Raw genomic sequence first — 10,565 nt, 5'->3', positions numbered from 1 at the left:
GGGGAAGACGGCAAGCCTCCTCTAGCTGCGCTCTGTGGGGTCTAGCCAGCCCTTCCTTTCACGCAGGAGTCTACCAGTTTCCCGGTCCCCATTTCGATAAAGAGGAGCTCGAAACTCTCGTATTGGGAAAGGAGCTTGTGCGGATAGAATGGCTATGAATTCAGCTTTATGACGCGAGTGTCTGGGCGTCACAGCTAGACGAGCCCTTCCCCAACGACCCTAAAACTACATAAACATCTCGAAATCGAGTCTTCCACATTCCTGTACGTTAGACAATTTTTATTGTCGTTTGAATGATCTTAGAGGTCTAATACTAATCAATAAGTATAAAAGAAGAGAATCGACTTGTTAAATTTCTAAAAAATCAGATAATTAACTAGACATTTTTGACAAATATAAATAAAATGTAAACAAGCTGGAAGAAGGGATGATGATCCATGGTGAAGCACCAATTGATAGAACCAAGTCCTTTGCACCAATTGCAAATGAATCACACTTCCCATTTATATGAGGTTTACAGCAAGTATTTAGAGGATAACTCCAGAGAACTAGCTGCGCATTTAACTAAGAAATATTGTCTCAATCATAAACCCAGGTCCATCGAAGATCAGATAGCTTTTTTAGAGTTTTTATATATGAATCACTTCTTTTCAGAGTTGGAGTTGTTAATTCATTCTAGGGAATTTCACAATGATGTCTCATTGTTGTATCGGCTACTGCTAAGACGCAGGCATCAAGCTGTCTCTGAATTACAGCTGAAGAAAATTAAATCACTAAAGTTCTCACATCCAACACTTCGTTGTTTGCATATGTTCATTATTGTTCAGTTTTACTATGATTCAAAACAGTACACGGGACTGGATAAATATTTGGAGGCTTGCGATCAAGCTCTTAATGAAATAAACGAGCCTCTTGTTTACTATTATTTGAATCTTAGATTCAATGAATTGCTCTTTCATCACTATTGGAAAACAAACAACTCTCTGCTTGCTAACAGATATGCCTATAAAATCATAAATTCAGAGTTATCATCCAGAAATATATGCCATATGTATCATCAACTAGCTTTATGTAATTTATTTAAAGGCTATCAATACTCCATACATAACGCTATGATCGCTCTAGAGCTCGCGAATAAAAATTTGTATAATCATACCGCAAAAATGATCAAACACTACACTATTCCTTTTATTTCCGCCTTCCACCGCCAAACAAAAAATATCTACACACCAGACCCCGCAGAGTCCGCCCACATTGCCATTGCCGAAAACAACTTTAAAGAAGCTGAGAGGATTTTATCTAGATTAACGGAATTTACTCCAATGGAAGAATGTTATCTTGGGGTAGCTACGAAAAGCAAAGAAATGCTCATCCGTTCCAATCAGAGATTTATCCATGAGCTTGGTGATCAATTCTATGCTCAGATTCCTTTGTTTTATATGGATCGTTTCTTGACCATTAGCAAGGAGGGATAAACATGAGAAAAGTTATAACCTCTGCCGTTTTAGCTGTTATCTTCCTGATAAGCTCAGGAACGGTTGTGGCCACTACTGCTTCCTCAGATCAACTAGACTACCAAAAGTATTACGGGGAGAAGAATGAAGTTTTTATCACTTATGCAAACGAAGATCCAGGTGATCCTGGAATAGGATAATTAGAAAAGCTCCTTCCACATTTGTGGAAGGAGCTTTTCTATTGGTCCGTAACTTATTTATCCGTTTTTTCGTTTTGGAAACGATCTTTCCACATCATGCTCTTTTCTCTTAGGCAAAGGTTCTTTTCTTATCATTTTCGTAAATGCGTAGACGAACAAAATGATGACGACCGTAAATGGAAGGGCAGATACGAGAGAAGCGGTTTGCAACGCATTCAATCCTCCAGCAACAAGCAATACAGCCGCAATTGCTGCCATCAGTACACCCCAAATGAGTTTGATTACCAAGGAAGGATCTAAGGTCCCACCTGAGGTCATGCTAGCTAAAATATACGTAGCTGAGTCAGCAGAAGTTATCAGGAACGTAGCAATTAGCATGATGGATAGAATAGATAAAATACCTGTCATTGGTAAGTGCTGATAGGTTTCAAATAGGGCGACTGTTACGTCGTTGTTTACTGCTTCTGCAATATTGGTCCCATTGTTCAAGTCACTATTCAGTGCTGTTCCGCCAAAGGTTGCAATCCAAAAACAAGCGATTGCAGGAGGCACGACCAGCACACCGAAGATGAATTGACGGATGGAACGCCCTCTAGAAACGCGGGCGACGAAAGCACCTACGAAAGGTGACCAGGCAATGACCCATGCCCAATAGAAAATGGTCCAATCACGAAGCCAGTCTCCCCCTTCTCCATAAGGAGACAAACGTAAACTGTAGCCTACAAAGTTGGTGATATAATCTCCTAATCCTAGGGTGAAGCTATTAAGTATAAATACAGTAGGTCCAGCGATGAAAACAAAAACTAAAAGGATCAAACATAAACCGAGATTAATGTTACTCAGCCATTTAATTCCTTTATCAAGTCCCGTAGCTGATGAAATTAAGTACAAGGCTAATAAAACACCTGTGATGGCAAGCTGTACCCAAATGCTGTTCGGTACATCAAATACTGCCTTCAAGCCACCATTCATTTGCAAAATACCTAAACCAAGTGATGTGGCAATTCCCATGACTGTTGCGATAACGGCAAGGGAGTCGATGGTTGTTTTTACACCCTTTTTCTTCCCTAGAACGGGTTCAAGGGCTGTAGATACAAGACCGTCTTTATCTTTCCTGAACTGTAAGTAAGCAATAAGAAGACCAACGATGGCAAAAACAGACCATTGGTTGATCCCCCAGTGGAAAAAGGCATAGCCCATGGCTACACGTGCAGCTTCCTCTGTTTGAGCTTCCAAGCCGCTGAAGGGAGTCGTGAAGAAGTGGCTCATTGGTTCAGCAACGCCCCAAAATACAAGTCCGGCTCCAAAACCTGCTGAAAATAACATGCCGATCCATGTGAAAAATGGGTATTCAGGTTCCGAATCAGGGGGACCGATTTTAATTTTCCCATATTTACTAAGCGCAAGTGCGATTAAAAAAATGACAAAACCAAAAACAGAAATTAAGTAAAACCAGCCGAAATTAATAGTCGTGAAGTCGAACAAGGTTGTGGCAACTGCGCTGAAGCCTTTAGGGTTTACGGCGCCTAGAATAACAAGAACTAACACAACAGAAGCAGAGATGATAAATACTGGATTTCTGAATTCTTTTTTCATGGGAGCTCCTTTCTCATTACTAAATTACGGATGAAAGGGCCATTCGTGCAACTGACCTTTTCAAAGGTTGGTTGATTATTCCCTTTTCCTTCCTATTAAAAACATACCGTCTACTACTTATTTATGTATAGAGGCTGAAATGTTCATTTTTTCGGAATATTCTTTTCTTAACATACCCATGAGCATCGTATCGTAATATTCTCCTTGAACAAATTCATTTTCACGGAGGCCTGCCTTCTATTTGAAATCCTGCTTTCTCGTATAATCGCAACGCTTGAGTGTTCCCGCTCCACGTGTCTAATTGGATCCTCCGCATATTCAAAGTGAAAAATAAGTGATCGAGAAGCGTTAATAAAATATCTTTTCCGTATCCTTTTCCCCAATAATCCCTTTCTCCTATACTGAGGCCAATTTCAGCAGTTCTTGTAACTGGATTCAAGTTTCGGTAATCACATTTCCCTATCGGCTCCTTCGTTGCCAGTGTGTATACGATAAATACACTCCCATCGTCCCATAAATTATGTGTGGTAAGGTTCTTCTCATAGTGAGCCTGGATGGCTTCTTTAGGATTGTTGTTTTGAATTGCAGATTGACTGCCGGTACCTAAAAAAGTAAGGGCCTCATCGTTGGCCCATTGATAAATCTTATCTAAATCATTTCTTGAAACAGGTCTCAATTCGACCAGCTTTCCTTTTAACATGAAAAAACCCCCCTTTTGGTCCATATTTTAGCAAATAGTCGAGACTTTTTGGGTGAAAATATGAGAATTATCTATAAAGTGATACAAGCTATGAAAAACGGGAAACATGACGATAGAGGAGGTTCGATATGTTTGAGCCGTGCTTAAAAGTGAAAGAGTGGCTGGGTTCGTATCCCTGTAAGTGGATGATTGCCGGAGGGTGGGCAATCGATCTTCATATTGGTGAAGAAACGAGGGAGCATGATGATATAGAAGTAGTGATCTTCCGTGAGGATCAATACTATTTACAGGATTTATTGAGGGGTTGGGAAGTAAAAGTCGCTAAAAATGGAAAGTTGGTTTCATGGGATCTAAATAATAGGATTGATCCCCCTGTCCATGAGATACATGCATTTCTTTATGAAAAAGGGCATATAGAGTTTTTATTGAACGAGAACAAGCACGAAAGGTGGACATTTCGTCGGGATAGTACGATATCGTATCCTTTTTCAAGCATGAATCTACAGTCGGAACAAGGGATTCCTTATTTGAATCCGGAAATCGTTCTGCTTTATAAAGCCAAACACTCAAGAGAAAAGGATCAAGCAGATTTTCATTACGTTTTTCCATATCTTAATGAGCATCAGAAAGAATGGTTAAAGCAAGCATTGATGCACCACCAGCCGAAGCATCCATGGTTGGAAAAACTACTATACTAAACGTAGGAAAAGGCAGGAGGATTTAGGGTGAATAAAGAGAAAATTAGAGTAAGTGTCAGAGATAGTTTCTGGTTCTTACCTGCGTTATACAGTGTGTTGTCGATTATATCAGTTTCCGCCACAAGCGTTCTTGATTTTTGGCTCGTTCCCCAAGTGAAGGAAAGTTTGCCAAAGATTTTTTTAACTGAGAAAAGTGTGGCACAAACGCTTTATGGTTCGTTAATTACATCCATCCTTACGATGACAACCATCAGCTTTTCGACCATAATGGTTGTTTTGACTACCTATACAACGCAATTCTCTCCAAGGACGTTACAAGATTTTATGAAGAGCCGAGTTACACAACATGTGTTAGGGGTGTACTCCTACGGATTTATCTTTGCGTTGATCAATCTATTATTACTCGGAAAAGACCAGAGTGGATTAGTGACACCGACTTTGACCGTTATCGTATCGATTATTTGTCTGGCCTTTTTCATAATATTCATTCATCACTCTTCTCGATTTGTGCAGGTTAATAACCTCATCGGTCAAATTCGTAAAAGTACCTCAGGTATTATTGAAAAGACTTTTACAGAAAAAGACTACAATGAATCTGTGGAATGGGATCAAGAAGAAATTAATCGTTTAAAACAAACAGGTTCTAATGAAATCAGAGCTAACCAATCTGGCTACCTGCAGGGAATTCAGTATAAGCCATTCCTGGAATGGGCAAGGAGTCAAGGCGTCGTTATGGAAGCGAACTTTAATATTGGGGATTATATTCAGAAGGGAATGCCGATTTTCTATTACTGGCAATTGGAAGAAAATCAGCAGGATATCAGTCCAGAAGAATGCATCCAATATATATTAATTGGAAATGAACGAACAGATATTCAAGATATTGAGTTTTCCATCCAGAAATTAGTGGAGATTTCAGTCAAAGCGATTTCGCCAGGCATTAACGACCCTCATACGGCTGTCAATTGTATCAATCGAATTGGGTCATTACTTGCCGAGTTAGCTTCTGTTTATCAGCCATTAAAGTATTACTTGGACCAAGAAGAGAGTCTCCGTTTAATTATGGAGCCAAGAACATTCCAAGATTATTTATACAAGAGCTTCTATCAAATTCGGATCTATGGAAATCACGATATATCCGTAATGAATGGTGTTCTTGAAGCCCTCTATAAAATTTCTGTCGTTAATGATAAGAACGTAAAAGAAGAGGTATGGAGGTTCGGAAAATATATGATGAAAGCGATCGATAGTGAAAAATTAGATGATCTGGATCAAAAATACTACCAAGAACAAGCAAAAAAATTAGCAGCTGCGTGTGATCAGCCAATTTAAACAGGCTTCAAATTATAGTCCCTATGGAATCTGCCATAGGGACTATAATTTCGAGGAATTTCCATATTTTTCGACATTAATCGTTTATATTCTCGCTAAGGGGGTATTCGTTAATCATATCCTCGAATTTCCATTTCCTCAATTACGACCACAAAGACGAACTTGTAATGAATTCAAGAAAGGGGCTTACTATGAAAAAGGTAACATCTGTATTTTGGGTTACACTAGTCATCGCCTTATTTTCGGTGGTATGGGGAGCGGTAGCACCTAAGAACTTAGAAAGCATCACAGGTTCTATTCAATCCTATATTTCCGTGCATTTTGGCTGGTATTACTTATTGATTGTCACTGGATTTGTGATCTTCTGTATTTATATGATTTTCAGTCCATACGGGAAAATAAAGTTGGGTAAACCGGAAGATAAGCCGGATTACAACTACGCTACATGGTTTGCGATGCTTTTCAGTGCAGGTATGGGAATCGGTCTTGTATTCTGGGGAGCAGCAGAACCCATTTATTTTTATGCAAATAATGCTCCTACAGCAGAAACAGGGACTGCAGCAGCATTAAATGAAGCTATGCGCTTTGTATATTTCCACTGGGGAGTGCACGCCTGGGGTATTTATGCAATCGTGGCACTGGTGCTCGCTTACTTCAAGTTCCGTCGCGGAGCGCCAGCTTTAATCAGTGCTACTCTCGAGCCGATGTTCGGAGATAAGATGAAAGGTCCTTGGGGGAAAGTTGTTGATGTTATTGCAGTTTTCGCCACAGTCGTTGGAGTTGCCACAACGTTAGGATTCGGTGCAGCTCAAATCAATGGAGGATTGACCTACCTTACTCCTCTTGAAGACTCGTTTGGCATCCAGCTCATCATTATCGGTATTGTAACGGTTCTGTTTATGCTTTCCGCTTATACCGGATTAAGCAAAGGGATTAAATATTTAAGTAACACAAACATGGTTTTGGCCTTGGCGTTATTAGTAATCATGCTGATTATTGGACCAACGCTGTTTATCATGAACATGTTCACTGACACCATCGGAGCTTATTTGCAGAACTTGCCATCCATGAGTTTTCGATTAGCACCTAACAGTGAAGAAAATCGTACATGGATCAATAACTGGACAGTTTTCTATTGGGCTTGGTGGATCGCCTGGTCACCGTTCGTCGGGATATTTATCGCTCGTGTATCGAAAGGTCGTACGATCAGAGAGTTCCTATCTGGTGTGTTATTAGTTCCTTCCGCTGTAGGTTTTCTGTGGTTTTCAACTTTCGGTTCATCTGCAATCCAGGTTCAGCAGAGTGGAGACGCGAACCTTGCTGAGCTGGCTACAGAGCAGGCAATGTTCGGTATGTTCGATAACTACCCTTTGGCATTGATCATGTCGATCATTGCTATGACACTTATTGGCACATTCTTTATCACTTCAGCAGATTCAGCCACATTCGTTTTAGGAATGCAGACGACCAATGGATCACTTACTCCTCCTACGATGGTCAAGTTTGTGTGGGGGATTATTCAGTCTTCTATGGCAGCTGTGTTGCTCTATTCAGGTGGATTGCAAGCTTTGCAGAACGCATTAATTTCAGCCGCATTTCCGTTCTCTTTTATTATGATACTAATGGTCGTATCGTTGTATAAAGCATTGCGTGCAGATAAAGCAGCGATCGATGAAGGGAAAACAACAGCACAAGAGAAGTCTTCTGCTTAACCCGTACATTCAATGAAGGTCCGGAATTTATCCGGACCTTTGTTTTATGGGATAGGCTTATAGCCGCTGAAGTATTCGTCTTCTTATGCTTGTCGGGTCTCCCAAGGCACTTTCGCTTTTGAAACGTCTAGCTTCAGCGCCTAGCCCCTCGAGGTCATAAGACAAACATCTGTGTGAAGGAGAACCGTCACGTCGGTGTTTGCTTATGCTTGTGGGGTCTCCCAAGACGCTTCCGCTTTTGAATTTACTAGATTGTTGTTAAAATGTAGCATAAAATCTTACAAATGTTTGATAGAATAAAGAAGATATGATTTGAAAAGGAGAACGTCACTATGTGGGAATGGAGAAATATCTATCGTGGCATGATTATGGGTGCCAGCGATGTCGTTCCGGGTGTAAGTGGTGGAACGATTGCGGTTGTTTTAGGAATCTATGACCGTTTGATTGCAGCGATCAACGGCATTTTTAGTAAAGATTGGAAAAAGCATTTGAAGTTTTTAATCCCCCTTGGAATAGGTGTGGGTATATCGGTCATTGTGTTATCCCGACTGATCGAATGGTTATTCGAGCATTATCCAGGGCCGACTCAATTTTTCTTTTTAGGATTAATTATTGGCGTCCTCCCTTATTTAGCTCACAAAGGAGATGTGAAAAATCAGTTTAAAGCGAAGCATTATCTTTTGCTTTTGATTGGAGCAGCAATCGTAGCCTCCATGGCATTCTTCCAAGCGAGTGAAACCGAGCAGATGCAAAACATCACGCTTTCCTCTTACATCTTGCTATTCTTTTCAGGATGGATTGCGAGCAGTGCTATGATCTTGCCTGGCATCAGTGGTTCCTTCATCTTGTTGATCATAGGTGTATACTCTACTGTGGTCGGGGGAATTTCTGATTTTCGCTTTGATATCATTGCTGTAGTCGGGCTGGGAATTTTGTTTGGGATTATTGTCATGAGTAAGATTGTTAAATTCTTTCTAGAGAATTATACTTCAGGTACTTTTGCTGTAATCATTGGACTGGTAATCGGATCGGTTTTCGTCATCTTTCCAGGGGTGCCGGAAAATGGAGCTATGTGGTTGGTAAGCTTAGTTGCATTTCTAAGCGGTCTACTGGCTGCATGGCTGCTAGGACGTGTAGAATATAAATAAATGATGGTAAGATAATAGGTATCCTAGTCTCTTATCATTTCAAATAGAGTTCAGATAAAAGGAGAATGTAAGATGGAATCAATTCATACCGTAGAAACTTTTAATCAGACGATTTCAAGTGAGCAGCCTGTCATCGTTAAATTCCAAGCAGACTGGTGTCCGGACTGTCGTCGCATGGATATGTTTATCGGAGATATTCTAGAGGAATATAACCACTACAAGTGGTACGATGTAAACCGTGATGAGCTTGCAGAAATCGCGGAAAAATATGAAGTCATGGGCATTCCGAGCCTGTTAATTTTCAAAGATGGAAAGAAAATTGCGCACCTGCACAGTGCGAATGCAAAAACTCCTGAAGAGGTTCAAGAGTTTTTACAAGCGAGTCTTTAAGTTCTACGTCCACATGGGTTTCCCGTGTGGACGTTTTGTATACAGAACGGAGGGGATTGGGTTGTCCAAACGGTTATTGCTAGTTGGGGCGGGACATGCACACTTAGAAGTATTGCGGCAATTGAAGGAAGAATCTATGAATGATGTAGACATTTGTTTAATTTCACCCTCTGATTACCAGTATTATTCAGGCATGTTTTCAGGGTATACAGAAGGGCTTTATTCCAAGGAAGAAACAAGAGTGAATATCCGGAAATTAGCCAAAGAGACGGGGGTTCATTTTATTAGAAAGATGGCTAAGAAAATTCTCCCCGATCACCATAAGTTGATCTGCATGGATGGGGCGGTCTATCCCTTCGATGTCATCAGTTTTGATATAGGATCGCGAAGCCTTCCGCCAGATTTCTTTAATAGTGTGGCAAAAAGCATAAAGCCCAACTATCATTTTATCGATTATATTGAAGAGATACGGCAAACGAGTCAGCCATTAATCGTGGGTGGAGGAGCGGCTGGCACAGAATTAGCACTTTCGATCCAAGCCTATAAAGAACGGAATCGTTTACCTGGCCAGGTTCGCTTGATAACGTCTGAAACTATTTTGCCTGGGTCGCCGTCGTGGATTTCGAATAAAATGAAAGATTTGCTAATGAAAAAAGGGATTCAAGTTTGGGAAAACGAGCGAGTACAAGAGGTAGAGGATCATTACATTAAAACAGATTTCGGCAACAAAGTCCGACACACTGGAGTGCTCTGGTTAGGCGGAGCGCTTTCTGATCAAATATTTCGACGGTCCGGCACTGAGGTGGATGAAAAGGGATTTGCTCTTGTGCGTTCCACTCTTCAATTTCACAACTATGATTATCTTTTCGGGGCAGGAGACTGCGTGACCATGAGTGATCATCCTGAACTTCCGAAAAGTGGTGTGTACGCGGTCAAACAAGGACCGGTTCTCTTTGAGAATCTGAAGAATTATCTCACGGGAGAACCACTCACTGACTATTCTCCTCAGAAAAATGCCATGTATATTTTATCAACGGGGAGGAAAAAAGGGTTCTTAATTTATGGACCTCTCGTCCATCATAGTCACAGAGCCTGGAAGGTGAAAAATAAAATTGATCGTGAATTCATGGAAAAATATCAATAAGCGTTTGGTCATGTATTGACCAAACGCTTATTTCAGAGCATCTTCTTTATCTTGCGGCTGATTTTTATTATCCCATTAAAGCTCCCGATTGTTGAAGACTAAGTTTCGAGATAAAGACTGTTTCCGTTGCCTTGGATAGAGAAAGAAGTGCCGGGAAATCACTCGCTTTCCATGGGCATGTGGTGAGCTTC

General features: G+C 40.7%; 10 protein-coding genes. 8 read left to right on the top strand and 2 right to left on the bottom strand.

The window, feature by feature from the left end; all coding sequences use genetic code 11:
• Positions 1 to 437: 437 nt before the first annotated feature.
• Both LD39_RS07390 and LD39_RS22555 read left to right on the top strand, forming a co-directional pair.
• On the top strand, positions 438 to 1,475 hold the full coding sequence (locus LD39_RS07390) for an AimR family lysis-lysogeny pheromone receptor (RefSeq protein WP_035544657.1): 1,038 nt from the start codon (positions 438 to 440) through the stop codon (positions 1,473 to 1,475).
• A gap of 2 nt (positions 1,476 to 1,477) precedes the next feature.
• Complete coding sequence (locus LD39_RS22555; protein WP_156112587.1) at positions 1,478 to 1,654, top strand: hypothetical protein; 177 nt, start codon at positions 1,478 to 1,480, stop codon at positions 1,652 to 1,654.
• Positions 1,655 to 1,711: 57 nt separating this feature from the next.
• On the opposite strand, the gene LD39_RS07385 is transcribed toward LD39_RS22555, so the two are convergent.
• Positions 1,712 to 3,250, bottom strand: a complete 1,539-nt coding sequence (locus LD39_RS07385) for a BCCT family transporter (RefSeq protein ID WP_035544656.1) — start codon at positions 3,248 to 3,250, stop codon at positions 1,712 to 1,714.
• Between the two features lie 220 nt (positions 3,251 to 3,470).
• Positions 3,471 to 3,950, bottom strand: coding sequence for a GNAT family N-acetyltransferase (locus tag LD39_RS07380; RefSeq protein WP_231572529.1), 480 nt, complete (start codon positions 3,948 to 3,950; stop codon positions 3,471 to 3,473).
• Positions 3,951 to 4,078: 128 nt separating this feature from the next.
• Here LD39_RS07380 and LD39_RS07375 point away from each other — a divergent pair, with 128 nt between their 5' ends.
• From LD39_RS07375 to LD39_RS07350, 6 genes are all read left to right on the top strand, one after another.
• Positions 4,079 to 4,648 (top strand): nucleotidyltransferase domain-containing protein, encoded by a 570-nt coding sequence (locus LD39_RS07375; RefSeq protein WP_035544654.1) that lies wholly within the window; start codon positions 4,079 to 4,081, stop codon positions 4,646 to 4,648.
• A gap of 27 nt (positions 4,649 to 4,675) precedes the next feature.
• Complete coding sequence (locus tag LD39_RS07370) at positions 4,676 to 5,980, top strand: DUF2254 domain-containing protein (protein WP_035544652.1); 1,305 nt, start codon at positions 4,676 to 4,678, stop codon at positions 5,978 to 5,980.
• 191 nt (positions 5,981 to 6,171) lie between these two features.
• Positions 6,172 to 7,692, top strand: a complete 1,521-nt coding sequence (locus tag LD39_RS07365; RefSeq protein WP_035544651.1) for a BCCT family transporter — start codon at positions 6,172 to 6,174, stop codon at positions 7,690 to 7,692.
• 332 nt (positions 7,693 to 8,024) lie between these two features.
• Positions 8,025 to 8,840: a DUF368 domain-containing protein gene (locus tag LD39_RS07360; protein WP_035544650.1), complete on the top strand. Its 816-nt coding sequence runs from the start codon at positions 8,025 to 8,027 to the stop codon at positions 8,838 to 8,840.
• 72 nt (positions 8,841 to 8,912) lie between these two features.
• A complete protein-coding gene (locus tag LD39_RS07355; protein ID WP_035544648.1) occupies positions 8,913 to 9,230 on the top strand; it encodes a thioredoxin family protein in 318 nt (105 codons plus the stop codon).
• A 61-nt stretch (positions 9,231 to 9,291) separates the two neighbouring features.
• Positions 9,292 to 10,374 (top strand): FAD-dependent oxidoreductase, encoded by a 1,083-nt coding sequence (locus LD39_RS07350; RefSeq protein ID WP_035544647.1) that lies wholly within the window; start codon positions 9,292 to 9,294, stop codon positions 10,372 to 10,374.
• The last annotated feature ends 191 nt before the right edge of the window (positions 10,375 to 10,565 follow it).

The sequence above is a fragment of the Halobacillus sp. BBL2006 genome, assembly GCF_000786645.1.
Taxonomy (GTDB): Bacteria; Bacillota; Bacilli; order Bacillales; family Halobacillaceae; genus Halobacillus.
This window is presented reverse-complemented; position numbering and strand designations above follow the sequence as displayed.

Bases quoted from the DNA above. Each gene is read 5' to 3' on its own strand.
- LD39_RS07390 (WP_035544657.1), top strand. From the start codon at position 438: ATGGTGAAGCACCAATTGATAGAACCAAGTCCTTTGCACCAATTGCAA.
- LD39_RS22555 (WP_156112587.1), top strand. From the start codon at position 1,478: ATGAGAAAAGTTATAACCTCTGCCGTTTTAGCTGTTATCTTCCTGATA.
- LD39_RS07385 (WP_035544656.1), bottom strand. From the start codon at position 3,250: ATGAAAAAAGAATTCAGAAATCCAGTATTTATCATCTCTGCTTCTGTT.
- LD39_RS07380 (WP_231572529.1), bottom strand. From the start codon at position 3,950: ATGTTAAAAGGAAAGCTGGTCGAATTGAGACCTGTTTCAAGAAATGAT.
- LD39_RS07375 (WP_035544654.1), top strand. From the start codon at position 4,079: ATGTTTGAGCCGTGCTTAAAAGTGAAAGAGTGGCTGGGTTCGTATCCC.
- LD39_RS07365 (WP_035544651.1), top strand. From the start codon at position 6,172: ATGAAAAAGGTAACATCTGTATTTTGGGTTACACTAGTCATCGCCTTA.
- LD39_RS07360 (WP_035544650.1), top strand. From the start codon at position 8,025: ATGTGGGAATGGAGAAATATCTATCGTGGCATGATTATGGGTGCCAGC.
- LD39_RS07355 (WP_035544648.1), top strand. From the start codon at position 8,913: ATGGAATCAATTCATACCGTAGAAACTTTTAATCAGACGATTTCAAGT.